The 23479-nt window shown below is 75.9% G+C and carries 18 protein-coding genes and 1 tRNA gene; 13 read left to right on the forward strand and 6 right to left on the reverse strand.

What is annotated here, in order from left to right:
• Positions 1 to 48 precede the first annotated feature (48 nt).
• From K2224_RS01835 to K2224_RS01845, 3 genes are all read left to right on the forward strand, one after another.
• Positions 49 to 1230 (forward strand): glycosyltransferase family 4 protein, encoded by a 1182-nt coding sequence (locus K2224_RS01835; protein WP_260692294.1) that lies wholly within the window; start codon positions 49 to 51, stop codon positions 1228 to 1230.
• On the forward strand, positions 1227 to 2666 hold the full coding sequence (locus K2224_RS01840) for a sugar transferase (RefSeq protein ID WP_221904903.1): 1440 nt from the start codon (positions 1227 to 1229) through the stop codon (positions 2664 to 2666). The genes K2224_RS01835 and K2224_RS01840 overlap by 4 nt, the downstream gene beginning before the upstream one ends.
• A gap of 113 nt (positions 2667 to 2779) precedes the next feature.
• A complete protein-coding gene (locus K2224_RS01845; RefSeq protein ID WP_221909374.1) occupies positions 2780 to 4027 on the forward strand; it encodes a glycosyltransferase in 1248 nt (415 codons plus the stop codon).
• A 71-nt stretch (positions 4028 to 4098) separates the two neighbouring features.
• Here K2224_RS01845 and K2224_RS01850 read toward each other — a convergent pair whose 3' ends face one another.
• The gene (locus K2224_RS01850; protein ID WP_260692295.1) at positions 4099 to 4602 is read right to left on the reverse strand and encodes a hypothetical protein; all 504 of its coding nucleotides are present in this window, start codon (positions 4600 to 4602) and stop codon (positions 4099 to 4101) included.
• Positions 4603 to 4929: 327 nt separating this feature from the next.
• Here K2224_RS01850 and K2224_RS01855 point away from each other — a divergent pair, with 327 nt between their 5' ends.
• The gene (locus K2224_RS01855) at positions 4930 to 6354 is read left to right on the forward strand and encodes a tetratricopeptide repeat protein (protein WP_221904904.1); all 1425 of its coding nucleotides are present in this window, start codon (positions 4930 to 4932) and stop codon (positions 6352 to 6354) included.
• Between the two features lie 45 nt (positions 6355 to 6399).
• Here the strand turns inward: K2224_RS01855 and K2224_RS01860 are convergent, their stop codons facing one another.
• A complete protein-coding gene (locus K2224_RS01860) occupies positions 6400 to 6993 on the reverse strand; it encodes a histidine phosphatase family protein (RefSeq protein ID WP_221904905.1) in 594 nt (197 codons plus the stop codon).
• Between the two features lie 172 nt (positions 6994 to 7165).
• Between K2224_RS01860 and K2224_RS01865 the strand changes: the two genes are divergently transcribed.
• From K2224_RS01865 to K2224_RS01890, 6 genes are all read left to right on the forward strand, one after another.
• Positions 7166 to 8401 carry a hypothetical protein gene (locus tag K2224_RS01865; protein ID WP_260692296.1) on the forward strand — a complete coding sequence of 412 codons (1236 nt, stop codon included), beginning with the start codon at positions 7166 to 7168 and terminating at the stop codon, positions 8399 to 8401.
• On the forward strand, positions 8398 to 9954 hold the full coding sequence (locus K2224_RS01870) for a hypothetical protein (protein ID WP_221904906.1): 1557 nt from the start codon (positions 8398 to 8400) through the stop codon (positions 9952 to 9954). The genes K2224_RS01865 and K2224_RS01870 overlap by 4 nt, the downstream gene beginning before the upstream one ends.
• Before the next feature lie 217 nt (positions 9955 to 10171).
• Positions 10172 to 11536, forward strand: a complete 1365-nt coding sequence (locus K2224_RS01875) for an AAA domain-containing protein (RefSeq protein ID WP_221904907.1) — start codon at positions 10172 to 10174, stop codon at positions 11534 to 11536.
• 580 nt (positions 11537 to 12116) lie between these two features.
• On the forward strand, positions 12117 to 12500 hold the full coding sequence (locus K2224_RS01880) for a hypothetical protein (protein ID WP_221904908.1): 384 nt from the start codon (positions 12117 to 12119) through the stop codon (positions 12498 to 12500).
• A 349-nt stretch (positions 12501 to 12849) separates the two neighbouring features.
• On the forward strand, positions 12850 to 13752 hold the full coding sequence (locus K2224_RS01885; protein WP_221904909.1) for a bifunctional DNA primase/polymerase: 903 nt from the start codon (positions 12850 to 12852) through the stop codon (positions 13750 to 13752).
• Positions 13753 to 13808: 56 nt separating this feature from the next.
• Positions 13809 to 13882: transfer RNA gene (locus K2224_RS01890), tRNA-Lys, on the forward strand.
• Positions 13883 to 13979: 97 nt separating this feature from the next.
• Here the strand turns inward: K2224_RS01890 and K2224_RS01895 are convergent.
• Positions 13980 to 15185: a M6 family metalloprotease domain-containing protein gene (locus tag K2224_RS01895; protein WP_221904910.1), complete on the reverse strand. Its 1206-nt coding sequence runs from the start codon at positions 15183 to 15185 to the stop codon at positions 13980 to 13982.
• A gap of 403 nt (positions 15186 to 15588) precedes the next feature.
• On the opposite strand from K2224_RS01895, the gene K2224_RS01900 reads away from it, so the two are divergent.
• On the forward strand, positions 15589 to 17415 hold the full coding sequence (locus K2224_RS01900) for a bifunctional diguanylate cyclase/phosphodiesterase (protein ID WP_221904911.1): 1827 nt from the start codon (positions 15589 to 15591) through the stop codon (positions 17413 to 17415).
• A gap of 26 nt (positions 17416 to 17441) precedes the next feature.
• Here K2224_RS01900 and K2224_RS01905 read toward each other — a convergent pair whose 3' ends face one another.
• From K2224_RS01905 to K2224_RS01915, 3 genes are all read right to left on the reverse strand, one after another.
• Entirely contained in the window at positions 17442 to 18572 is a 1131-nt protein-coding gene (locus K2224_RS01905; protein WP_221904912.1) for an LLM class flavin-dependent oxidoreductase, read from the reverse strand.
• Positions 18573 to 18838: 266 nt separating this feature from the next.
• The gene (locus tag K2224_RS01910; protein ID WP_221904913.1) at positions 18839 to 19561 is read right to left on the reverse strand and encodes an aspartate/glutamate racemase family protein; all 723 of its coding nucleotides are present in this window, start codon (positions 19559 to 19561) and stop codon (positions 18839 to 18841) included.
• Between the two features lie 55 nt (positions 19562 to 19616).
• Positions 19617 to 20525, reverse strand: coding sequence for an aspartate/glutamate racemase family protein (locus K2224_RS01915; RefSeq protein WP_221904914.1), 909 nt, complete (start codon positions 20523 to 20525; stop codon positions 19617 to 19619).
• Positions 20526 to 20735: 210 nt separating this feature from the next.
• Between K2224_RS01915 and K2224_RS01920 the strand changes: the two genes are divergently transcribed.
• Positions 20736 to 21749: a D-2-hydroxyacid dehydrogenase gene (locus K2224_RS01920; RefSeq protein ID WP_221904915.1), complete on the forward strand. Its 1014-nt coding sequence runs from the start codon at positions 20736 to 20738 to the stop codon at positions 21747 to 21749.
• A gap of 84 nt (positions 21750 to 21833) precedes the next feature.
• Positions 21834 to 23252 (forward strand): amidase, encoded by a 1419-nt coding sequence (locus K2224_RS01925; RefSeq protein ID WP_221904916.1) that lies wholly within the window; start codon positions 21834 to 21836, stop codon positions 23250 to 23252.
• Positions 23253 to 23479: the final 227 nt, after the last annotated feature.

A 23479-nucleotide genomic window follows, 5' to 3' on the forward strand; every position in this document is an offset into this window, starting at 1 on the left:
CAATTCCCGCGGAGTCCTGACAGCCCGGTAATCAGGGGAGCAGTGCGCGTGCCGCCACAAGACCCGCCGTCCCAGGAGCGGCTCACCGTCCTGCATGTGTCCCAGCCGGTCGACGGCGGGATCGCCCGGGTCGTCGCCGGCCTGGTGCGGTCCCAGGTCGCGGCCGGACTGCGAGTGGTGGTGGCCGCGCCGCCCGGCGGCACCCTGCACGCCGAGGCCGCGACCGCGGGCGCCGAGGTGGTGCTGTGGCACGCCCGCGGCACCCTGGGGTCGGCGCTGTCCGCGTCGCGGCGGCTGGCCCGGCTGGTCCGGCACACCGGCCCGCACCTCGTGCACGTCCACGGCGCCCGGGCCGGGTTCGTCGCCCGGCGCGCGGTGCGCGGACGCATCCCGACCGTCCACCAGCCGCACTGCTGGCCGTTCGAGGCGGTCGGCGGGCTGCTCGCCCGGACGGCGCCGGTCTGGGAGCGGCGCGCGGCGCGCTGGACGCACCGGATGCTGTGCGTCAGCGAGGCGCAGCGGACCCGCGGCACCGCCGCCGGGGTCGCCGGCCGGTGGGTGGTGATCCCCAACGGCGTGGACCTGCGGCGCTTCTCGCCCACCGACGACGAGACCCGGGAGATCCTGCGGACCTCGCTGCCCGCGCTGCGCGGGACGGTGCCGGCCGGCGCGCCGCTGGTGGTGTGCGTGGCGCGGCTGTGCCCCCAGAAGGGGCAGTCGACGCTGCTGCGGGCCTGGCCCGCGGTGGCCACCAAGGTGCCGGACGCGCGGCTGGTGCTGGTCGGCGACGGGCCGGACCTGGCGGCGCTGCGCCGGGCCGCGCCGCCCGGGGTGCTCTTCGCGGGCGCCGCCGACAGCCCCGTCCCCTGGTACCGGGCCGCGGACCTGGTGGTGGTGCCGTCCCGGTGGGAGGGGATGGCGCTGGTCCCCCTGGAGGCGATGGCCTGCGGCCGGGCCGTGGTGCTCAGCGACGTCGGCGGGGCCCGGGAGTGCCTGCCGGCCGGCGCCGACGACGACTGCCTGGTGCCGCCGGACGACCCGGCCGCGCTGGCCCGGGCCGTCAGCGCCCTGCTGACCGACGCGGACCGGCGCGCCGCGCTCGGCGAACGGCTGCGGGACCACGTACGGATGGCGCACGACGGGCGGCGCACGGCGGGCGCGGTGCTCAACCTCTACCGGGAGCTGCTCGCCGTGCCGCCCGCCCTGGCCCTGGCGCGGGGCGGACGATGACGGCCGAACGCGCGGACGCGCCCCCCGCCGGCCCGGGAGGCCGCCCCCGGCCGCCGGCCGGCGCACTGCCCCGCCCCGCCGCCCCGTCCGCCCGCCCGGCGCTTCCGCCCCCGCCGGTCCTCCCCGCCCGGACCGCGCCGCGCCGGGCCGCCCCCGCCCTGCTGACCGCGGCCGACGCCCTGGCCGCCGCCGGTGCCGCGCTCCTCGTGGGCGCCGACCCGGCGCTGCTCGCCGGCCTGGTGCCGCTCCTGCTGCTGCTCACCTTCCGCGCCGGGCACCACCGCCCGGGCCCGGCACCGGCCGCCCTCGACGAACTGGGGCCGCTGCTCGGCCGGGCCGCGACCACCTGGTGCGCGGCGGCCGCGGCGCTGGCCGCGCTCCGCCCCGGGCAGGCGCTCGGCCCGGTCGCCCTGCCGGCCGCGGTGGCCGCCCAGACGGCGCTGGCCGCGGCCGGGCGGGCCGCCGTGTACCGGGTGCGGCGCGCCGTCGCCCGGCGCCGGCCCCGGTCGGCGCTCCTCGTCGGCCCCGAACCCGTCGCCCGGCAGCTGGCCGCGGCGCTGCGGACGCACCCGGAGTACGGGCTGCGCCCGGTGGGCGTGGTGCCGACCGGGCCGGCCGCCCCGCGCACCGACCCGGCGGGCGCGACGCCGCCGGCGCTCCGCTCGTCCGACGCGGTCACCCGCGCCGTCATCCGCCACACCGTCCGCGACGCGGTGTTCCTGCAGCCGCCGGAGAGCGACCCGTACGCCGCGGCGCTGCTCCGCCGGTTCCTCGGCCAGGGCACGGCCGTCTGGCTGGCCGGCGCCGCCGCGGCCCGCGACGGCCGGCCCGCCGGAGCGGGCACCGGCCACCTGTGGGGCTTCGCCTGCCGGCCGTGGGAGGCCGCCGGCGCCCGGCCCGGCGGCCCCGCCAAGCGGGCCCTGGACCTCGTCCTGGCGTCCGCGGCGCTGCTGCCGGCGGCGCCGCTGCTGCTCGGCTGCGCGCTGGCCCTGCGGATCACCGACGGGCCCGGCGTGATCCGCCGGCTGGAGCGCCTGGGCCGGGACGGCCGCCGCTGCGCCGTGCTGCGGTTCCGCACCGCCCGCCCCGGCGCCCGGCCCGGCCGCCTCGGACGGTGGCTGCGCCGCACCCGTCTGGACGGGCTGCCGCAGCTGTGGAACGTCCTGCGCGGCGACCTGAGCCTGGTCGGGCCGCGCCCCGAACGGCCGGCCCGGGCCGCGGAGTTCGCCCGCCGCCACCCCGACTACGCCGCCCGGCACCGGATGCCGCCCGGCCTCACCGGCCTGGCACAGGTGCACGGGCTGCGCGACGGCGCCCCCGCCGAGGAGCGGGCCCGCTTCGACAACCTCTACATCGACGGCTGGTCGCCGGGGCAGGACCTGCGGATCCTGCTGCGGGCCGCGTGCCGGCCGCTGCCGCGCCGGGCGGCCCGATGACCACGCCGGCCGCCCGCACCCCGCAGCCGCCGCACCGCCGTGCGCCCGCCCCCGACGAGGCCGACCCGACCGCTGACCAGGCCACCCTGGCCGCTACCCCTTGGAGGGATCCGGTGAAAGTCCTGCACGTCATCACCGGCCTCGAAGTGGGCGGCGCCGCACAGCAGCTGCGGCTGCTGCTGCGCCGGCTGCCCGCCCACTGCGAGGTCGTCACCCTGACCAACCCCGGCCCGCTCGCCGAGGCCATCGAGGCGGACGGCACCCCCGTCACCCACCTCGGCATGACCGGCAACCGGGACCTGTCCGCACTCACCCGCCTGACCGCCCTGATCCGCGACACCGCCCCCGACCTCGTCCACACCCACCTCTACCGGGCCTGCGTCTACGGCCGGATCGCCGCCCGGCGGGCCGGCGTCCGCGCGATCGTCGCCACCGAGCACTCGCTGGGCGACGCCGTCATCGAGGGCCGCCGGCTGACCCGCGGCGTCCGCACCCTGTACCGGGCCACCGAGCGGCTGGGCTCGGCGACCGTCGCGGTCTCCGACACCGTCGCCGCCCGGCTCCGCCGCTGGGGCATCCCCGAGCGGCGGATCCACGTGGTGCCCAACGGCATCGAGGCGCACCGCTTCGCCTACGATCCGGCCGCCCGGGCCACCCTCCGGGCCCGCTTCGGCCTGTCGCCCGACACCTTCGTGGTCGGCGGCGCCGGCCGGCTGGTGCCCGGCGAGCGGTTCGACGTCCTGGTCCGGGCGGTGACCCAACTCCCCGGCGTCCACCTGCTGCTGGCCGGCGACGGGCCCGAACTGGAACTGCTGCGGCGGACAGCCGGGCAGTTCGGCTCCGGCGACCGGATCCACCTGCTCGGCGCCGACGGCGGCGAGCCCGGACCGGTCCCCGGCGACGGCCCGGGCGTCCCCCGCATGCTGTCGGCCGCCGACGCCTTCGTCTCGCCCGCCCCCGACCAGGCGTTCGGCCTGGCCGTCCTGGAGGCCCTGGCGTCCGGACTGCACGTCCTCCACGGCAGCTGCCCGGCCGTCGACGACCTCCCCGAGGACCAGGCCCCCGGCGCCCGCCGCTTCGGCCACGGCGTCCACGAACTGACCGCCGTGCTCAGGGACTTGCGGCGCACCGAACCGGGCCGCCTGCCGGTGCCTCCGGTGGTGCACCGCTACGACATCGACCGCAGCGCCCGGGAGCTGACGGCCGTCTACGAGCAGGCGCTGGCCACCGCCCGCCGGAACCACCCGGCGCCGGAACCCGCCGACCTGCCCGCCGGCCCCCCGGGCCTGCCCCCGGGCTTCTCGCTGCCCGACCCCTCACCCGCGCCGGCCCCGGACGGGCACTCGCTCTCCAACCGCTGACCGGCCGGGAGCGGTGCGGCGGCGGGACGGCCCGGGGGCGCCCCGCCGCCGCACCGCGTGCCACCCCCGCCTCACTGGCAGCGGTCGACCGCCTCGATCGTGCGGGCCGCCTCGCCCAGCGCCGCCCGCAGCACCACCGGGTCGGTGGCATCGGCGTAGGCCCCCTCCGGGGGCACCAGCCAGCCGGTCCCCTGCACCGGCGGCTCCGGCACGGCGCCGCCGGGTCCGGCGTGCGGCCCGTCCGCCGGTCCGGCCAGGGAGATCCCGCGCCCGGAGGTCTGGGTGCAGGCGCTGCCCGGCACGTCCCAGCCGTCGGCCGTCCCCGGCGGGACCAGGAAACCGAGGGTGTCGCAGGCACCGTCGTGCAGGACCGGGCCGACGCCGTCCCGCAGCCGCAGGATGTCCACCGCCTCCAGCCCCTGCCGGGCCGGGACCGTGACCAGGTCACAGGGCTGGGCGACGATCCCCGGGGCGGTGCGCCCCTCGCGGGCCGCGATCCGGCCCGCGGACTCCTTGCCGCCCCTGCTGACGCCGGTCTCCCACACGGAGAACCCCTCCTCCTGCACGCGCCACACCCTTTACACCGTCTCCAACGGGGAAACGCGTCAACAGCTACGGCGGCGGAACGCTGCAAAGGATGGCACTTCATGGCGGATCGCGGGTGAGATATTCCGGTTTGTAGCCAAACTCAGGGTGGTGGACCCGTCACAGCCGGTACCGTCGTCCCGCCGCACCGCCAGGATGCGGCTGGGGCGCTTCTGACGGATCCCCGTGACGTCCACGGGGATCCGTCAGAAGCGCCCCAGGTCACACGATGGCACGGAGGAGGGCCTGCCGGTGGATCGGGGTCGGACCCGGCCGTGAAACCACCGGGCGGGCCCTGGGGCACGGAGAGGTCCGCCATGGCGTCGCAAGCTCAGCGTTCAGCGTCGTCCCGCACCGTACCCGCCCGCCCGAACTCCGCCTTCCGACAGCTGCGCGGCCGGCTGTCGCCCGGCGAGTTCGCGGCGGCGGTCCGACGGGCCGCCCGTGAGATCGGCGAGCAGGTCTCGTGCGACGCCCGCTATGTGGGCCGCGTCGAGTCCGGGGAGATCCGGTGCCCGAACTACGCCTACGAACGGGTGTTCCGGCACATGTTCCCCGGGCTGACGCTGCCCGACATGGGGTTCGCGCCGCGGGAGACGGTACGCGGACGGGGGGCGCGTACGGGCGCCGCGTCCCTGGCGATCGACCCCGACCACCGCGATACCCGTATCCAGAACTGCGAGGAGAGCGACGTGCTACGTCGCGCGTTCATCACCGGCGGCCCGGCGGCCGCCCTGGGCCTGGCCGGCCTCTGTCCCCCGGCGCACGCACCGTTCCCCCCGTCGGCGACCGTGCCCGGACCCCGTACCGCACCCGGCGCCCGGGCCGGCGCCACCGAGGCCACCGCCGTCGAGGAGGCCGTCCGCCGGATCCGTCTGCTCGACGACCGGCACGGCGCCGACGGCCTCTACCACCGCGCCGTCCAACCCCTGCGCGCCGCCTACGAACTGCTCGACGCCGGCGTCCAACGCCGCGCCGTCTACGACCGGCTGCACGCCGGCGCCGGCGAACTCGCCATCTCCGTCGGCTGGTTGGCACACGACTCCGGCCGCTTCGACGACGCCCGCTCGCACTACGCCGAAGCCCTGTCCACCGCCCGGGTCTGCGGCGACGCCGCCCTGGAGGCGCACGCGTTCTGCAACACCGCCTTCCTGGCCCGCGACGCCGGCCGGCCGCGCGAGGCCGTACGGGCCGCACAGGCCGCCCAACAGGCCGCGAAACGGCTCGGCTCACCACGGCTGCGGTCGCTGCTGGCACTGCGCGAGGCCGGCGGCTGGGCCGGGCTCGGCGACCGCACCGGCTGCACCCAGGCACTGGCCCGCGCCGAGCGGCTCTTCGCTGCCGGCCCCGGCGACCACGACCCCGAGTGGATGAGCTTCTACGGCGAGGCCGAACTCGCCGGCCTCACCGCCCAGTGCTGGTCGGCACTGGGCGAACACGGCCGCGCGGCCGACCACGCCCGGCGCGCGGTGGCCCGGCAGGACCCGCACTTCACCCGCAACATCGCGCTGTTCAGCACCGAACTGGCCGGCAACCTCGCGGCCGGCGGCGCCGCCGAGGAGGCCGCCGCGGCCGCCCTGCGCACCCTCGCCCTGCTGGAACAGGTCCGCTCGGCCCGCATCCGGACGATGCTCGACGGCGTGGCGACCGCACTCCGCCCCTACCGCAGCTGCGGCCCGGTCGCCGACTTCCTGCGCCGGCACCGGGCGGCCGGCGCGCCCACCGCACACCGCCCGGTCTGACCCGCGGTCCGGCCGCCGCCGCGCCCCGCACGGTGCGTCGCCGGCTCAGTCCAGGTGGCCGGTCTCGTTCCAGCTCACCACGGCCGGCTCGCCGTACGCCCAGCCGAGCACCGACAGCGACGTCGGCGCCAGCCGGAGCCGCGCCGCGAAGGAGACGTCCAGCCCCAGCCAGCGCGCGCCCAGCACCCGCAGGATGTGGCCGTGCGCGAAGACCAGCACGTCGCGGTCGGCCGAGCGCGCCCAGTCGACCACCGCGTCGGCCCGCGCGCAGACCTCGGCGAGCGTCTCGCCCGCCGGCACCCCGTCCCGCCAGATCAGCCAGTCCGGCCGGTCGGCCTTGATCTGCGCCGGCGTCAGCCCCTCGTACGCGCCGTAGTCGACCTCCATCAGCGCGTCCCACTCCTGCGCCCGCCCCCCGAAGCCCGCCAGCTCGCAGGTCTCCTTGGCGCGCACCAGGGGGCTGGTGCGGACCTCGACGTCCGGCAGGCCGTCGAAGGGGGCGCGGTGCAGCCGCTCCCCCAGCAGCTTGGCGCCCCGCCGCCCCTCGTCCAGCAGGGGAATGTCGGTGCGTCCGGTGTGCCGGCCGGAGACGGACCACTCCGTCTGTCCGTGCCGGGCCAGGAGTATGCGCGGTGCCATGGGTCGTACCTCTCGCCGGTGTCCCGGCTTCTCGTCGTGCTGGGCGGGGCGCGGGCGGCGCTGACCGCGGCCCCTCCATCATCGCGCACCCGCCGCGGAACCCGCCGGGGGCCTTCGACGACCTCGGGGGACCGTGCCCGCACCAGGGGCCCCGGATGCCAGACTTCGGCAGGTGAACGTTTCCCGCGAAAGCCGGCCCGCGGCGGCCACGACCAAGGTCCCCAGTCTGCGGCAGCGCCTGACCGAACTGCGCGGCCCCGGCGTGCGCCCCCGGTCCCTGGACGCCCGCGCCCTCGCCGCGCTCGCCGCCAACCCCGGCTGCCGGCGCCGGGCACTCCTGGACGGCGCGGGCGTCGACAAGGGCGCGCTGGCCCACGCACTGGGCTCCCCCGCCCCCTACGGCCAGTCACAGTTCGCGCTGGCCCGCGGCAACTCCTTCGAGGCCCGGGTGAAGGCCGACGGCGGCGCGGAGCTGCTGCGGCTGCTCTGCGAGCGGCTCGCACCGGGCACCGCCGTCCCCGAGGACGACGCGGTGGCCCGCCCCGACCTGTCCGCGGCCGGACCCGAGGGCCGGGCCGCCCGCACCGCGCTGGCCCTGCGCGAGGCGGCCGCCGCCGGCGGCTGGGCACTGCTGGACCACCCGCTGCTGGCCATGGACGTCGCCGGCTCCCCCGCCTACGTCGAGCCGGACGCCGTGGTGGTGCACCCGGACGGCACCTGGACCGTCGTCGAGATCAAGTCCTTCCCCCTGATCGACGGCGCCGCGGACGCCGCCAAGGTCGGCGCCGCGGCCCGGCAGGCGGCCGTGTACGTCCTCGCCCTGGAGGCGGTCGCCGAGCACGCCGCGGCACACACCGGCCGCCCCGTACGGGTCCGCGACCGGATGCTGCTGGTCTGCCCCAAGGACTTCTCCAACCTCCCCACCGCCGCCCCCGTCGACGTCCGCAAGCAGCTCGCCACCACCCGCCGCCAGCTGGCCCGGCTCACCCGCGTCGAGGAGATCGCCGCCACGCTCCCCGCGGGCACCACCTTCGACCTCCGGCTCGCCGACGACGGCCGGACCGCGACCCGCCCGGCCCCGGAACTGACCGAGGCCGTCGAAGCGGTCCCCGCCGCCTACGCCCCCGAGTGCCTGGCCGCCTGCGAACTCGCCTTCCACTGCCGCGGGCGGGCCCGCCAGGAAGGCGCGGTGGAGACCCTGGGCCGCTCCGTACGGGGCGAACTGGGCGGACTGCGCACCATCGAGGAGGCCCTGGCGGCCGCCGCCGGCACACCGGACACGGACGCCGGTGCCCTCGACGACCCCGCCGTCCAAGCCCTCCGCACCGCCGCCGCACTGCGCGCCGAGGCACTCTCCGGCGCCGCCCCCGTACCCGCGCCCCGGGACGGGAAGGGGAAGGACGCATGACGCTCGTCGAGACACTGGCCCGGATGGAGGCGGTGGCCGCCGGCCGCGCCCGGCCGCTGACCACGGTCCGCCACCGCCACCTCGCCGAACACCCGCTGGTCCTCGTCCCGTTGACCACCGCCGGCGAGGCCGGCGCCCCGCTGGGCGCACTGGTCGGCACCGACCGGGAGAAGCCCCTGCTGCTGACCGTCCCCCAGCCCCGCGACCGCGACCTGCGGTTCGCCTTCCTCGCCGACCTGGCCGAGGCGGTGCTGCCCTACGTGGAGGGCTTCGCCGACGACGTCGAGTACGAGGAGCGCAAGGAGACCGACGCCGAGACCGGCAAGAAGGTCCCCGTGCAGGTCGAACTGTGCACCGACGCCCCGCAGTTGATCGTGCCCGGCGCCGCCGGCGTCGAGTACGTCCGGCTGCTGGGCCGCTCGATGCGGTTCCGGCGGACGGCCGAACAGGACCCGGAGACGCCCCACCCGGCGCCGCCGCACGTCCCGCTGCTGGGCCGCTGGCTCACCCACCTCGGCGAGCGGGCCCGGGTGCCCGGCTCCTGCCTGCTGCAGTCCATGACGGGTCTGCTGACCCGCCACTGGGCGACCGGCCAGAGCGCCCTGGAGGACCAGCACCTGGGCGCGCTGCTCGCCTGGATCGCGCCGCCGCCCGGCGTACCGGCCCAGGAGGCCGCCGCGTTCGCCGAAGGGGCCCGCGACGCGGACGGCCAACTGCACTGCCCGCCGGCCGGCCCCGCCACCGACCCCGCCTTCGACAACCGGCTGCTGGCCCCCGCCATCGCCCGTCACGACGCCGGAAGCCCCGGTGCCGCGGAAGAGATCCGCGCCCTCGTCGAGAGCCGGCTGCGGCCCACCTGGGACGCCGTCTGGCAGGGCGTCGACCTGCTCCGCGCGCTCCCCGAGGGCGCCCGCGTCCCCGACCGGTGGAAGCGCGACCGCTGGTCGTACACCGCCCACCGCGACCGGATCCGCGCCGGCGAACCCCCGCAGCCCACCCGGGACGACGCGGTCACCGCCGCCCGGAAACTCGCCGCCCGCGAGGCCGCACAGGCCCAACTGGACGCCCAGGAAGCCCTGGACGACCCTCTGGTGATGGCCGCCCGGCGGCTGACCGGCGAGGCACTGCGGGGCACGGTCACCGCCGTCGAGACGGCGTTCTCCGAGGGCGCCCGGCCGATGCCGCGCCCCCTGGTGACGCTGCACACCGGCGACCGCCCCCCGCTGGCCGAGGGCACCAAGCTCCACCGCGCGCTCGCCGACGGCCGCAGCCAGACCGCCGAGTTCGTCGCCCACGCCGACGACGACCCGGGCGCGCCGGTGCTCCGGCTCACCGGTGGCATGGGCCGCGGCCGCACCCCCGAACCGGGCTCGGTCCCGGAACCCGGCGACATCCTGTGCTGGACCCTCTTCGAACACGCCCCGCGCGGCGGCCCCACCCTCCCGGAACCGGAGGACACCCCCTGGACCCACGGCGGCCCGCCGGCCGACACCGCCGACGTGCCACCACCGGCCGCGGCCGAGGACGCGGTGACGGCGGAGGACTTCCTGTGAGGGGCGAATCTCCTGTGAGGTGCGGGACCCTCGCGAGGTATGGGGCCCCTGCGAGGTGTGGGCTCTCCGTGAGATGCGGGGCCCCTGCAAGACGTGGGCTCTCTGCGAGATGTGGACCCTCTGCAAGATGCGGGCTCCCGCACCGGTCCCCGGCCGGACGTCCGCGCGCCGTCCCCCACCACCCACCGCCCGCCAACTCCCCGGAGAACGCCCCGGCATGACGCCCCCTCCCCCTCCGCCCCTGTCCGTGCCGCCGCCGGCCGACCCCGCCGCGGCGGCCGCCGAGGCCACCGACGCGATCCTCCGCGACACGCTGCACAGCAACCGCCGCGGCGTGGTCGTGGACTCCCCGCCGGGCGCCGGGAAGTCCACCCTGGTCGTCCGCGCCGCCCGCGAACTCGCCGCCGCCGGCCGCCGGCTGATGATCGTCGCGCAGACCAACGCCCAGGTGGACGACCTCGTCCTGCGCCTCGCCGCGAAGGACCCCGACCTCCCCGTGGGCCGGCTCCACTCCAGCGAACCCGGCGCCTTCGACCCCGCCCTCGCGGAGCTCCCCGCCGTCCGCACCTCCGCCCGGATCGCCGACCTCGCCGCCATGGACGTCGTCGTCTCCACCGCCGCCAAGTGGGCCTGGACCAAGGTCGAGGAGCCCTGGCGGCACGCCATCGTGGACGAGGCGTACCAGATGCGCTCGGACGCGCTGCTGAGCGTCGCCGGCCTCTTCGAGCGGGCGCTCTTCGTCGGCGACCCGGGCCAGTTGGACCCGTTCAGCGTGGTCGGCGCCGACCAGTGGGCCGGCCTCTCCTACGACCCGTCCGCCAGCGCCGTCTCCACCCTCCTCGCGCACAACCCCGACCTGCCGCAGCACCGCCTCCCCGTCTCCTGGCGGCTGCCGGCCTCCGCCGCGCCCCTGGTGTCCGGCGCGTTCTACCCGTACACCCCGTTCCGCAGCGGCACCGGGCCCGGCGACCGACGGCTGGCGTTCGGCGTGGCCGGCGACGGCTCGGCCGTGGACCGCGTCCTGGACGAGGCCGCGGAGTCCGGCTGGGGGCTGCTGGAACTACCCGCCCGGCGCACCCCGCGCACCGACCCGGAGGCGGTACGCGCCCTCGCCCTGGTCGTCCGCCGCCTCCTGGACCGCGGCGGGGCCGCCACCAGCGAACAGGCCGACGCACCCGCGCCGCTGACCGCCGCCCGGATCGCGGTCGGCACCGCCCACCGCGACCAGGCCGCGGCCGTCCGCGCCGCCCTCGCCGAACTCGGCGTGACCGGCGTGGCCGTCGACACCGCCAACCGCCTCCAGGGCCGCGAGTTCGACGTCACCGTCGTCCTCCACCCGCTCTCCGGCCGCCCCGACGCGACCGCCTTCCATCTGGAGACCGGACGGCTGTGCGTGCTCGCCTCCCGGCACCGGCACTCCTGCATCGTCGTCTGCCGCGCCGGCGTCGCCGAACTCCTCGACGAGCACCCCGCCACGGAACCCGTCCAACTGGGCGTCACCGTGAAGTTCCCCGACGGCTGGGAAGCGAACCACGCCGTCCTCTCCCACCTGAACGAACACCGAATCCCCCTACGCCCCTGAATCCTGTCGTCATCCTGTCGTCGAACTCCCGTCGCTCGCCCGGAGGGCGGACCGGGCGGTGTCCGGTGCGGCGAGAGTGCGTGCCGGGCGCCGGACGGCAGACGGGAGTTCGACGACAGGGCCCAGGGCGCGACCCGGCCTCAACCGATCACCCCGCAGGCCCGCACACCCCCACCCCGTTCATCACCCTCCCCTTCACTCGTCCTCCCCATCTATCCGCCGCCATCCACATCCCTAACGCCACCCCGCCCACCCAACTACACTAAGTGATCGAGTCAGGAACTTCTCACGCTCCGTAATCGTTGCCGGAACAAGGAAGGAGGCAGGCGGCCCCCACGGCGTCCCACCAGGCCCCGCCCAACCCACCGCACCGCCAAAACCAAAACCAGAACCAAAACCAGAGCCAGAGCCAGAGCCAGCCAACGCCAACGCCAACGCCAACGAGAGCCTCGACCCAACCCACCTCCCCACCGCCCCGCCTCCCATCCAGCCCCCCCGACCCTGACGCGGGAAGCGCCCACCGGCCCCCTTGCGCCGGGCGGGACAATGGAATGCGGCACACAACGATGGAGGTAGGTACATGTCCGAGCCGCAGCCGGCTCCCGATCCCCGCGGTACGGCGCCCGCCCCCCGCCGCATGAGGCCCGCGCAGTTGTTGTTCGAGCCGCCCGAGGCCACCGCCGACCCCGAGCACTTCTTCGGGCTGGAGTCGATGGAGGATCCCGGTGCGCTCCTCGGCCGCGCGACCGAGCTCACGCTCGCCTTCCGCGCCGCCGCCGACCGCGCGACGGAGTTCCAGGCGATGGCCGCGGCCCAGCTGGCCGACCCCCGTCGCTTCGACCGGCTGCCGCTGGCGGAGGTCGCCGAGCGGGCCGACTGGACCGAGGACTACGCGCAGAAGATGGTCGAGTTCGGCCGGAGCCTGCTGCGCAGCGGCAGCACGGTGCCGCCCGACGCCGACTGAGCCGCGGGCCCCGGTCAGCCGAGCCGCGGGCTCCGGTTGCCGCCAGACGACGCCGGGACCGGCGTCCGCGGCGGTGCCGTCCGCGCGGCCGCCCGCCTCCCCTTCCCGCAGCGCGGGTCTTCCCGTGACGGGGGTCTTCCCGCGGCGGGGCCGTGCCGGGACCTTCCCGTCACCGGCGCCTTCCCGTCACGGGAGTCACATGGTGCTCAAGGGGTATCTCTCGGCTCTTGGGTCAAGATCATGGGCCCCTGGCATATGCGGGAGGAGAAGATACTCCCCGGCGCGCCGTCCTGTCCCGGTTTCCGCCAATCGGCTCTGGCGGGGCGCGGGGAGTCGATAGACCGGTCCCATGAGCGAATGGCTGCCTGAGACTCCGCGGAACCTGGCCTTCCCCACCACGGCGTACGTCACGCTCGCCGGGGCCGACTGGCTCGCCTCCGCCAGCCCGCACCCGGAGGGCCAGCACCGGCTGTGGGCGGAGCGGCCCACCGCGCCGAGCACGCTGCCGTGCGGGACGGTCTTCGACGTGATCAACGCCCCGGCGCTCTTCGGGCGGCGCATGGTGGACCGGCTGTGGTCGGCCGGCCCCGGGTCGGGGCCGGTGGCCATGCACCGCGGCCGGATCCTGCTGTTCGCGGCCCCCGGGACGGCCCAGCGGCTGCCCGCGCTGCTGGCCTGGGAGGAGTGGGGCAGCGCGGTCCCGCCCCTGTTGTGCCACGGCAGCGGGGACGCGGTGACGGTACCGCCGTTGCATCCGTTGCATCCCCAGGCCGCGGGTCACACCGAGGGTGGGACGGGAACGGGCGCGGCGAGGACGGGCGGGGCGGGTGGTCGGCGGGGGCAGGCGGCCGGGCGCGGGTTCACCACTCCCCGGCCCGCCGAGTCCGGTCCCGGGTCCACCCGTCCCGGTTTCGCCGAGGTCGGCGTCGGGTTCGCCGCCTCCGGGGGCGCCGAGGGCGGTGGCAGCTTCGCCGGTTGCGGGTTCGCCGAGGACGGCGTCGGCTTCGTCGGTGCCGGGTTCGGGTTCGGCGGCGGTGACGGCCTCACCGGTTCCGGGGTTCGGGAGGGCGGCGCCGCCTCGCGTTGGCTGGTTGCGCCGGATGTGCGGGAGCCGTGGTTGCCGGGGCCCGAGGTGTTGTTGTGGGCGTGTGTGCGGGCCGCGCGGGGTGGGCTGGGGGCCGATCGGGAGACTGCCCGCGAGCACCATGAACTGGCTGTTCAGGGTGTGGATACGGGGCGGACGGGCGGCTGAGGGGAATCGATTTTTGCCCTCCCCGGCCAGGATGCTAATGTTTTCCCCGTCAGCAGGCGCCGCTAGCTCAGTTGGTTAGAGCAGCTGACTCTTAATCAGCGGGTCCGGGGTTCGAGTCCCTGGCGGCGCACAGACGGTCGAAGGCCCTCACTCCGGTGGGGGCCTTCGTCGTACGTGGGGTCCGTTGCCGTGTACAGGGCTTGCCGTGCGCTGGGCGGCGCCGCGTACTAAGCGGTGCTGTGGGTGACCTTGACCGCCCATTCGCCGTCGGCGGACCGGCCCCCGACCTGGACGCGTACGCCGTCCTCGGTGTCGTTGAGGCTCTCCCCGACGCCGAGCGGGGCGTCGGCGAGCGGCGGATAGACGGAGGTGCCCCAGCAGGCGGAGGTGCCGGGGTGGCCGTCGAGGACCCGGACGGGGCCGGAGCCGGACGCGGTGGAGCTGCGGATGCGGTAGACGAGGACGCCCTCGGTGCAGATGGAGCGGTCGTTGCCCTCGGCGGCGCGGGCTTCCATGGCGAGGGCGGTCTCGGGGCCGGTGCGGACCACCAGGAGGCGGGGGCGGTGGCGGTCGGCGGGGTCGTCGGGCGCCGAGAGGGGGCGCAGTGCGTGCATCCGGGGGCGGTCCAGGGAGACGCAGTCGACCTGGCTGTCGGTGATCCAGCCCAGGCGCCACTTGTGCCAGGCGAAGGGGTCGGGGGCGAGTCCGAACTGGCTGCCCATGAGGTCCCAGTCGCCCACGTAGGTGTCCCAGTCGCCGTGGCCGTTCTCGGGGCGGTGGTAGAGGTCCGGCAGGTCGAAGACGTGGCCGGTTTCGTGGGCGAGGACGTTGCGGTCGGGCGGGCTGTGCTCGAAGACGGTGACGAAGCGGCTGATGTCGACGCCGTCGACGTGCATCGGCTGGTCGAGGTTGACGACTTTGGTGGCGTCGGAGTCGACGCCGGGGGCGCCGGGGTCGGCGGCGAGGTAGACGAGGTCGTAGCGGCTGAAGTCGATGACGGGGTCGGCGGCGGCGACCGCGTCGCGGAGGTAGGCGGAGCGCCGTCCGGTGTCCCAGTCGCGTTGTATGCCGTACCAGGTGGAGGGGTGCGGCATGCGGACCCAGTGGTGGTGGACGTGGGTGCGGAGGCGGAACCTGCCGTAGGAGGCGCGCTCGAAGAAGCGGTCGGTGGCGGGGAAGTAGTCGCCGGAGAGCTGTTGGGGGGTGGAGGTGGGGCGGGCGTCGGGGAAGGAGAGGTAGATCATCACCGCGTCGAGGCGGTGGTCGGGGCGGGGGTAGTCGCCGTTCCAGCTGTCGACGCCTTCGGAGTGGTGGGCGTCGGTGCGTCCCAGGGCGCAGGAGAGGGCGGCTTCGGAGGCGGTGGCGGGGCCGGTGACGATGGAGGTCGCGATGAGCGCGCTCAGGGAGGTGGCGATGGCTGCGACGCGCCGCATGCGTCGGCGATCCACCCCGTGGGGTGTCTGGGCGCGCGGCACGTGGACCTCCAGGGGTGGATTCGGGACACCCACTTACCCTGAGGTGATTTCATGCTCTTCGTCCTGATATGGCAGCCCGAAGGGGTGACCCGCGCGCCTCCCCCGTCTCGTAACGGAAAGTCACAAGCGACTAAAGGTGCAATAGGGGCGAACAGAGCCGGGCAGATTTGGCTGAACTTCCGTCATGCGTGCGGATGGTCACGGCTTCGTCGCTGGATCGGCCCTCGTGCCAGCCTCTATGATCGCCACACTTTCCAGGGCGAGGTCCCCCCTCCGTCACGAGACAAGCGCCATGCGGGAGCGAGCAGTGAGCGGACACCCCGACAGCCCGGGCCGCACGTCCGGAGCAACACTGCCATCGGTGACGGAGCGTGATGGTTCGACCAAAGACCCCGTCGCCCGGTCCGCCTCCCCGCCCTGCGACGCCGCGGCGCGCTGCGACGGCACCGCCGCCTCGCTCGGCGACTACCGCGCCGCCTTCCTCGCCGCGAGCCTGCCGATGGCCGTCCTCAACCGCGACGGGCTGGTGCTCGCCGCCAATCCCGCGCTGGGTGCCCTGGTGGGCGCCGACCCGGACGAGCTGGTCGCCGCCACCGCCGCCGACCTCACCGACCTGGGCGCCGACCCGCGGGTGTGGAGCGCGTACCGCGAGGTGCTGTGCGGCCGCAGCGAGCGGCTGCGCTGCACCCGACGGCTGAAACGCTCCGACGGGACCTCCGTATGGGTGGAGGTGACCGTCGAGCCGGTGACCGAGGGGCCGTTGGGCGGCGAGGAGCGGGTGCTGCTGTCGGCGGCGGACATCAGCGACCGGCACGATCTGCTGGCCCGGCTCCGGCATCTGCAGATGCACGATCCGGTGACCCGGCTGCCCAACCGCACGCTGTTCTTCGAGCGGCTCTCGGCGGCGCTGGAGGCGGCCTCGTTCGAGCGGGCCGGCACCGGCCGGATCGGGCTGTGCTATCTGGACCTGGACGGCTTCAAGGCGGTCAACGACACCCTGGGGCACCGGGTCGGCGACCGGCTGCTGAGCGCGGTGGCGCAGCGGCTGACGCGCTGCGCCGAGCGGGCCGCGGAGCGCGGGCCGGGCCGTGGCGGGCATCTGGTGGCGCGGCTGGGCGGGGACGAGTTCGCGCTGCTGGTGGAGGACTCCACCGGCACCGACCAGCTGGCGGAGCTGGCGCAGTCGGCGCTGGACGCGCTGCAGCGGCCGTTCGACCTGGCCGGGCAGCGGATGTCGGTGTCGGCGAGCATCGGCGTGGTGGAGCGGGCGGCGAACGGGACCACCGCGACGGGGCTGATGCAGGCCGCGGACACCACGCTGTACTGGGCGAAGGAGGACGGCAAGGCCCGGTGGACGCTCTTCGACCCGGAGCGCAACGCCCACCGGATGACCCGGCAGGCGCTGTCCAGCACGCTGCGGCCGGCGGTGGACCGCGGGGAGTTCACGCTGGAGTACCAGCCGCTGGTCGGGCTGGGGGACGGCCGGGCGCAGGGGGTGGAGGCGCTGGTGCGGTGGCGGCATCCGCAGTTCGGGGTGCTGTCGCCGAATCGGTTCATCGCGCTGGCCGAGGAGAACGGCGCGATCGTGGAGCTGGGCCGCTGGGTGCTGGAGCGGGCCTGCTATCAGGCGCGGGCCTGGCAGTTGGCGCACCCCGGGGACCAGCCGCTGTTCGTCAGTGTGAATGTGGCCGTGCGTCAGGTGTGGGACTCCGACCTGGTGGCGGACGTCGCCGGGATCCTGGCGGAGACCGGGCTGCCGCCGCGGCTGCTCCAGCTGGAGCTGACCGAGTCCGCGGTGATGGGGTCGGCGGGACGGCCGCTGCAGGCGCTGCAGGCGCTCAGCGACATGGGGGTGCGGATCGCCATCGACGACTTCGGCACCGGCTACTCCAACCTCGCCTATCTGAGCCGGCTGCCGGTGTCGGTGCTGAAGCTGGACGGGTCGTTCGTGCACGGCTTCCGGTCGCAGGAGCACCCGAATCCGGCGGACGAGATGATCGTCGAGGCGCTGGTCGCGCTGGCGCACCGGCTGGGGCTGACGGTGACGGCGGAGTGCGTGGAGAGCGCCGAGCAGGCCGAGCGGCTGCGCCGGATCGGCTGTGACACCGGGCAGGGCTGGCTCTACTCCCGGCCGGTGGCACCGGACCGGGTGGAGGCGCTGCTGGACGCGGGGCGCGCCTGCGGCTGAGCCGCCGCGCGCCCCGCGCCGCCGCCTCAGTGCTGCGGGAGCCCGTAGGCGTCGGCTATGAGGTCGTAGGAGCGGCGGCGGGCCTCGCCGGTGTGGGCGTTGGCGGTGAGCATCAGCTCGTCGGCGCCGGTGCGCTTGACGAGGTCGTCGAGGCCCTGGCGGACGGCGTCGGGGGTGCCGTGGACGACGTTGCCGAGCCAGCCGTCGACGAAGTCCTGCTCGACGGCGCTGAAGTGGTGGGCGGCGGCCTCCTCGGGGGTGGGGACCAGGCCGGGGCGGCCGGTGCGCAGCCGGAGCATGGCGAGGGCGCCGGTGCGGACCTGGCGGAGCGCCTGCTGTTCGTCCTCGGCGGCCAGCGCGGAGACGCCGATCAGGGCGTACGGCTCGGCGAGGACCTCGGAGGGGCGGAAGGACGCGCGGTAGAGGTCGAGGGCGGGGACGGTGTTGGCCGCGGAGAAGTGGTGGGCGAAGGCGAACGGCAGGCCGAGGGTGCCGGCGAGGCGGGCGCTGAAGCCGGAGGAGCCGAGCAGCCACAGGGGCGGGCGGTGCGGGGACTGGACGCCGCCGGGGGAGGTCGACTGGATCGGGCCGGGGACGGCGTGGATGCGCGCGTAGGGGTGGCCGTCGGGGAAGTCGTCGTCGAGGAACCGGGTCAACTCGGCGAGCTGCTGCGGGAATTGATCGGCACCTTCGTGGAGGCTCTCGGTGCGGCGGAGGGCGGCGGCGGTGGCGCCGTCGGTGCCGGGGGCGCGGCCCAGGCCCAGGTCGACGCGGCCGGGGGCCATCGCCTCCAGGGTGCCGAACTGCTCGGCGATGACCAAGGGGGCGTGGTTGGGCAGCATCACGCCGCCGGAGCCGAGGCGGATGCGCTCGGTGTGTGCGGCGAGGTGGGCCAGGAGCACCGCGGGCGAGGAGGAGGCGACGCCGGGCATGGAGTGGTGCTCGGCGACCCAGTAGCGGTGGTAGCCGCGGCGCTCGGCGGTGCGGGCGATGTCGGCGGCGGTGCGGACCGCGGCGGTGGCGGTGCTGCCGGCGCCGACCGTCACGAGGTCGAGCACGGACAGGGGGACGGGTGCGGTGCCCAGGGCGGTGCCGCGTATGCCGTCGTCCCCGGTTTTGCCGTCGGTGCCCGGGGTCTGCTGGTCTTCGCCGCTCACGGTGCGGGTCCTCCTCGCGTCGCGCTTCTGACGTCGGTGGTCTGCGGGTCTGCGAGGGGGTAACCGGAGCAGTTCTCCGGTTATTCCCGGGTGGGGCGATGCGTCCGGACGGGTGAGGGGCGGGAAGCGGTGGGAGGCGCCCGGGGGCCGTGTGCCGTAAGGCGGTGGGCCGGGCGCCGGGAGGGGCGGGGCGGGCCCGTGCGGACCCGCCGGTCGGGGTCTGGCGGACCCGCCGGTCGGGGTCTGGCGGACCCGTCGGTCGGGACCTAGCGGGCCGGGCGGGAGAAGAGCGTGCCGAGCTCGGGGCAGGCCAGGGGGCGGTCCAGCAGGCGCAGGCCCTCCCAGACCGTCACCTGATTTGCGGTGAGGACCGGTTTGCCGAGTGCGGCTTCGAGGGCGGGCAGATGGGCGGCGGTGTGCAGGGCGGTGTCGGGCAGCAGGACGGCCTCGGCGTCGGGGTGGTCGCCGGCCCGGGCCAGCTCCAGGACCTCCTCACGGCCCCAGGTGCCGACCTCGGCGGCGGTGATGATGCCGCTGCCCCGGGTGGCGACGACCTCGGTGCCGGCGGACTTGAGGAAGGCGTGGAAGTACTCGGCGACGTCGGCCGGATAGGTGGCGGCGATCGCGACCCGCCGGGCGCCGAGGGCCCGGACGGCGTGCGCGAAGGCGAAGGAGGTGCTGGAGGCGGGCAGCCCGGCGGTGGCCGACAGCTCCCGCACCTGCTCCTGGGCGCCCTCCCAGCCGTAGACGAAGCTGGCGCTCGTACAGGCCCAGACGACGGCCTCGGCGCCGCGGTCCCGCAGCGCGGCGACGCCGGCCGCGAGGCGGGCCGCGGAGCCCATCTCCAGCAGGGCGTCGACGCGGTGGGCGTCCTCGCCGATGTCGGTGTGGACGAGCGGCAGGCCGACCGCGCCGCCCAGGAGTGCCTCCAGCCGGGGGTAGTCGTCCTCGGCGGAGTGACCGGGGTAGAGGAAGCCGACCGATGCCATGCAGGTCTCCCTTGCGGGTGGTGGGTGCGGTGTGCGGTGGTGCGGCGGGCCGGGCTCAGGCCGGGGGCCGCCGGCCCGGGTCGTCGGGGAGGTACGGGGGCGGTTCGGGACCGTCGCCCGCTTCCGCGTCGGGCGGGACCGGCGGGCCGGCCAGGGCGGCCTCGGGAGTTGGTCCCCCTTCGCTCCGCGGCGGTGGCTGGGTGCCGGTCATGGCCGCCGGGCCGCTGCGCGCGACGGGGTCGAGCAGCGCCTGGTACGGGCCGACGGCGCGGACTCCGATGGCGCGCAGCGCGGCCCACATCGTCACCTGGTTGGCCGAGAGCACGGGCATCCGCAGCTCGGCCTCCAGTTGGGGGATGACGTCGTAGGTGGGGAGGTTGGTGCAGCTGATGAAGAGGGCGTCGGCGGCTCCGACGACGGCCGCGCGGGCCATGTCGACGACGTCGCGGTAGGGGACCTTCCAGATGTGCCGGGTGAGTCCGAGATAGGCACGGCCGGTGACGGTGATGCCCGCCTGGGCGAGGTACTCCTCCAGGGATCGGGTGACGGACTTGGTGTACGGGGTGACGACGGCGATGCGCCGGGCGCCGATCTCGCGGAGGGCCTCCAGCGCGGCGCCCGAGGTGGTCAGGGCCGGCACCTCTCCCGCCTGGGTCATGGCCGCGCACATCGCGCGTTCGCCCGCGATGCCGCCGACGAAACTGCCGGAGGTGCACGCGTAGGCGATGACCTGCGGAGACACCGCGCACAGTGCCTGGACTGCGGCGTCCAGGGTCTCGTGCTCGCTGACCAGGCGGGCCAGGTCGAGGCTGACCTCGACGGGCACGAAGGGAGTTCGGGTCAGGTGGAGGGACACGTCGTCGGGGACCCAGCGCCACAGCTCGCGGTCGAGCGCGAAGTCGAAGGGAGCGACGACACCCACGCCGAGCTGCGGCTGTGGGCCACCCAGGAAAGAGACGTCCATGAAGGCCCCTAGAAGGCGCGAAGGGCTGGGAGGGCACGGCCAGTGGCCGGAGAGGTGGTGCAGCCGGACAAGCCGGGGACGTCGGGACAGAGCCGTTGTTGACACGGTAGATACGACTTCTTAGCGTGGTCAATCCTCGCATCTCAGGCATCTGTCGGCGCCCTGTTCCGCGATACGGGGCACTCGTTTTCAGAACGGTTTCTCTGGCCTATGTCCGTTAGCACCGACAGCACCGACGACCCCGGAAGCACCACCGTCCCCACCGTCCCCACCGTCCTCGTTCTGGGCTCCGAACCGCCTCCGCGGTTGGACCGGCTCGCCGGCCGAGCCGAGATCGTCTTCTCCGACGAGCCGTCCCTGGCCGGTCTACTCCCCACCGCCGACGTGCTGTTGGCCTGGGATTTCACCTCCGACGCGATCCGGGAGAGCTGGCCCGGGCAGGGCCCGCGGCCCCGCTGGGTGCACACCGCCAGCGCCGGCGTCGACCGGCTGCTGTGCCCGGCGCTGATCGCCGACGACACCGTCGTCACCAACGCGCGCGGGGTCTTCGAGCAGCCGATCGCCGAGTACGTCGCCGGACTGGTGATCGCCATGGCCAAGGACTTCTACGGGAGTTGGGAGCTGCAGCGGCAGCGGCGCTGGCAGCACCGGGAGACGCTGCGGCTGGCCGGCACCCGGGCGGTGGTGGTCGGGTCGGGGCCGATCGGCCGGGCCGTCGGCAGCACCCTGCTGGCACTGGGTGTCGGCGTCGACCTGGTCGGGCGACGTGAGCGGACCGGCGATCCGGAGTTCGGCCGGGTGCACGCCGCGGGGGCCCTGAACGGACTGCTGCCGCACGCGGATTGGGTGGTGTGCGCGGCGCCCCTGACGGAGGAGACCCGGGGGATGTTCGGGGCCGCGGCGTTCGCCCTGATGCCGCGGCGGGCCCGCTTCGTCAACGTCGCCCGCGGGCCGCTGGTCGACGAGGACGCGCTGGTCGCGGCGCTGCGGGAGTGGCGGATCGCGGCGGCGGCACTGGACGTCTTCGCGGACGAGCCGCTGGGCGCGGACAGCCCGCTGTGGGACGTGCCGCATCTGATCGTCTCGCCGCACATGAGCGGCGACACCCTGGGCTGGCGGGACGCGCTCGCCGAGCAGTTCCAGGACAACTTCGACCGGTGGGCGGCCGGCGAGCCACTGCGCAACGTGGTCGACAAACGCCTCGGATATGTACCGGTGACCTGACCGCGCGGGCCGTCCGGGCCCGGCCCGCGGCGGTCCGTGCCCCGCCCGCCGCCCCGCCCGGGGCGGCCGACGCTCGGAGGACGCATGACCAACGGACCGACCCGCCTCGCCGACCTCACCGCCACCCGTCTGCTCGCCGGTTACGCCGCCGGCGAGTTCTCCCCCGTCGAGGCGACCCGGGCCGTGCTGGAGCGCGCCGAGACCGCCCGGGCCGCCGTCAACGCCTTCACCCGGATCGACGCCGAGCAGGCGCTGGCGCAGGCCGCGGCGTCGGCGGAGCGCTGGCGGCGCGGCGCGCCCGCCGGGCCGGTGGACGGCGTGCCGGTGACCGTCAAGGACGTGCTGCTGATGCGGGGTGCGCCGACGCTGCGCGGCTCGCGGACGGTCCGGGCCGAGGGTGCGACGTGGGACGAGGACGCGCCGGCGGTGGCCCGGCTGCGGGAGTCCGGGGCGGTGTTCGTCGGCAAGACCACCACCCCGGAGTTCGGCTGGAAGGGCGTCACCGACAGTCCGCGGCACGGGGTGACGGGCAATCCGTACGACCCGGGGCGCACCGCGGGCGGCTCCAGCGGGGGCAGTGCGGCGGCGGTGGCGCTGGGGGCCGGGCCGCTGAGTCTGGGGACGGACGGCGGCGGGTCGGTGCGGATCCCGGCGTCGTTCTGCGGGATCTTCGCGCTGAAGGCGACGTACGGGCGGGTGCCGGCGTATCCGGCGAGCCCGTTCGGGACGCTGGCGCATGTGGGGCCGATGACGCGGGACGCGGCGGACGCGGCGCTGATGATGGATGTGATCTGCGGCCCGGACTGGCGGGACTGGTCGCAGCTGGCGCCGGTGGCGGGGTCGTTCCGGGAGGCGCTGGCCGGGAAGGTGACGGGGCTGCGGGTGGCCTACAGCCCGTCGCTGGGGTGGGACGTGCCGGTGGCGCCGGCGGTGGCGGCCGCGGTGCGCCGGGCGGTGGACACGCTGGCGGGGCTGGGCGCGGAGGTGGAGGAGATCGATCCGGGGGTGGCGGATCCCGTGGCGGCCTTCCACACGCTGTGGTTCAGCGGCGCGGCCCGGCTCGTGCAGCCGCTGGGGCCGGCCGACCGGGAGCTGCTGGATCCGGGACTGCGGGAGATCTGCGAGGAGGGGGCCCGCTACAGCGCGCTGGACTATCTGGCGGCGGTGGACGTACGGATGGCGCTGGGGCGGGCGATGGGCCGTTTCCACAGCGTGTACGACCTGCTGGTGACGCCGACGGAGCCGATCACCGCGTTCCCGGCCGGCCGGGAAGTGCCGCCTGGTTCCGGCCACACGCGGTGGACGGGCTGGACGCCGTTCACGTATCCGTTCAACCTCACCCAGCAGCCCGCCGCGACCGTGCCCTGCGGGGTGGACGGCGCCGGGCTGCCGATCGGGGTGCAACTGGTGGGCGCGCGGCACGCGGACGCGCTGGTACTGCGTGCCGCGCACGCGCTGTACGAGGCGGGGGCGGCGGAGATCCCGGGGCCGGTGGTTTCGTAGGGGCGGGGCGGGGAGGGGGCGGGTCACCTAGGGAGGGGGCGAACACTTCCCGTAGGGGGTGGGCGGGCCCCCTCGGGGGCCACAACGCGGGGGTGGCGGAGGGTATTCCGGCGGCGGCGCCCCGGGAGGGTGTTCGGGTGTCGACGCCCCCGGAGGGCCTGCCTCCCCCGGGGGGGGCCGCCTCCCCCGGGAGCGTCCGCCCCTCCGAGGAAAGGACGCCAGAAGAC

This window comes from Streptomyces sp. BHT-5-2 (assembly GCF_019774615.1).
Taxonomy (GTDB): domain Bacteria; phylum Actinomycetota; class Actinomycetes; order Streptomycetales; family Streptomycetaceae; genus Streptomyces.

What these genes read in the sequence shown, in the direction of transcription:
- K2224_RS01840 (WP_221904903.1), top strand. Translation starts at nt 1,227, where the DNA reads ATGACGGCCGAACGCGCGGACGCGCCCCCCGCCGGCCCGGGAGGCCGC.
- K2224_RS01855 (WP_221904904.1), top strand. Translation starts at nt 4,930, where the DNA reads ATGGCGTCGCAAGCTCAGCGTTCAGCGTCGTCCCGCACCGTACCCGCC.
- K2224_RS01860 (WP_221904905.1), bottom strand. Translation starts at nt 6,993, where the DNA reads ATGGCACCGCGCATACTCCTGGCCCGGCACGGACAGACGGAGTGGTCC.
- K2224_RS01870 (WP_221904906.1), top strand. Translation starts at nt 8,398, where the DNA reads ATGACGCTCGTCGAGACACTGGCCCGGATGGAGGCGGTGGCCGCCGGC.
- K2224_RS01875 (WP_221904907.1), top strand. Translation starts at nt 10,172, where the DNA reads ATGACGCCCCCTCCCCCTCCGCCCCTGTCCGTGCCGCCGCCGGCCGAC.
- K2224_RS01880 (WP_221904908.1), top strand. Translation starts at nt 12,117, where the DNA reads ATGTCCGAGCCGCAGCCGGCTCCCGATCCCCGCGGTACGGCGCCCGCC.
- K2224_RS01885 (WP_221904909.1), top strand. Translation starts at nt 12,850, where the DNA reads ATGAGCGAATGGCTGCCTGAGACTCCGCGGAACCTGGCCTTCCCCACC.
- K2224_RS01895 (WP_221904910.1), bottom strand. Translation starts at nt 15,185, where the DNA reads ATGCGGCGCGTCGCAGCCATCGCCACCTCCCTGAGCGCGCTCATCGCG.
- K2224_RS01910 (WP_221904913.1), bottom strand. Translation starts at nt 19,561, where the DNA reads ATGGCATCGGTCGGCTTCCTCTACCCCGGTCACTCCGCCGAGGACGAC.
- K2224_RS01915 (WP_221904914.1), bottom strand. Translation starts at nt 20,525, where the DNA reads ATGGACGTCTCTTTCCTGGGTGGCCCACAGCCGCAGCTCGGCGTGGGT.
- K2224_RS01920 (WP_221904915.1), top strand. Translation starts at nt 20,736, where the DNA reads ATGTCCGTTAGCACCGACAGCACCGACGACCCCGGAAGCACCACCGTC.
- K2224_RS01925 (WP_221904916.1), top strand. Translation starts at nt 21,834, where the DNA reads ATGACCAACGGACCGACCCGCCTCGCCGACCTCACCGCCACCCGTCTG.